Below are 1,177 nucleotides of genomic sequence, written 5' to 3'. Positions count from 1 at the left end.
GTCGTGCACTGCGCGAATCCCCGCGAAAAAAGCGGGGATACCAGCAAGATGAGCTATGGAGCGAGAGATTTGGTTAGCGCCTATGGGGGCAAGCCCCCTCGCCACAGGTGCGATGTTCGTTGCTAAACGTCTTAACTGACTGGCATCAGACAAGAATGTCCCCGAATAAACTGTTGAATCAGTAAAAAACCACGACTTATCCCGCAGCTACTTTAATGACTTGCTCGATACGCTCACGCGCAGCGCCTGTAAGCCGTTTGATACCTAACACCCTGGCTATTTCAAGGGGCCTGTCAGAAGCCTGAATCAACGAAGCCAAGGTAAGGAGCTCTTCCGCGGCGATTTCCTCTACAGACCTGGCATCATCAAAAGTCGCAGGAATGCGATAGCTGTTCCAGACAGCGATATCACATTGCGCTCGCCATACAAACTGCCCATCGACGGGATCGTTTTTCAGATGATGATGCTGTTCGGTAAGGTCCAACACGCGATCACGAATCAATCGGCCCGTGCGCTGAAAACCATGGGCCCGTGCAACGCGCTGCACCAGTAATGAATCGAGTATCGGAGCCTCTTGAATCAAGACATGCTCGATCAGCTCGGCAAGGACCTGGTTGTACTCTTGCGAGTAGAAATCATCGGCCTTTATCCGATCACTCAGACCACTAAAATCCGTCACCCGGTATTCACTTCGGATCGCAGTAACCGGTGAAACTTCACCTGGTCCAGCACTTTTCAGCTCTGCCAAAACAGGATCGGCATTAGCTGTGGGCAGCTTGGCTGGCACTACTGGCGGAGTCTGCGCTGCCATCTCGATGGGCACACTTTCCTCAACTAGCGAAAGCTGAGGCGAATGGTCTGGCGCAACAGGTTCCACTTCGATCGCCCTGCTTGAACGGGAGCTTTCAAGCAAAGCCTCCAGGGCAGCGTGCAAACGATCCAGTGCGCCCGCTTTATCAATCCACCATTCAGTCGACCAGAGCCGCACAAGGTTCCAGCCCAAGCCCTTGAGAATCGCGCTGCGTACCTTGTCTCGATCCCTGGCGGTCGCTGCACTGTGATAAGTCGCGCCATCACACTCAACGCCGACCAGGTAGTCGCCGGGCCTGTCCGGATGGACGATTCCAAGATCGATACGGAAACGAGAAACGCCGATCTGTGGCACCACTTGCCAGCC

The 1,177-nt window shown here is 54.4% G+C and carries 1 protein-coding gene; it reads right to left on the bottom strand.

The genetic code is table 11. The annotated features are described in order from the left end of the window. Window positions 1–196: 196 nt before the first annotated feature. Window positions 197–1,177 (bottom strand): DUF3320 domain-containing protein (locus F8N85_RS34350; RefSeq protein ID WP_150807692.1); only part of this gene is annotated, 981 nt, incomplete at its 5' end.

Source organism: Pseudomonas fluorescens (assembly GCF_902497875.1).
In the GTDB taxonomy this organism is placed as follows: domain Bacteria; phylum Pseudomonadota; class Gammaproteobacteria; order Pseudomonadales; family Pseudomonadaceae; genus Aquipseudomonas; species Aquipseudomonas fluorescens_BR.
Note: the sequence above shows the minus strand (reverse complement) of the source record. Positions and strands in the feature narration are given on the sequence as shown.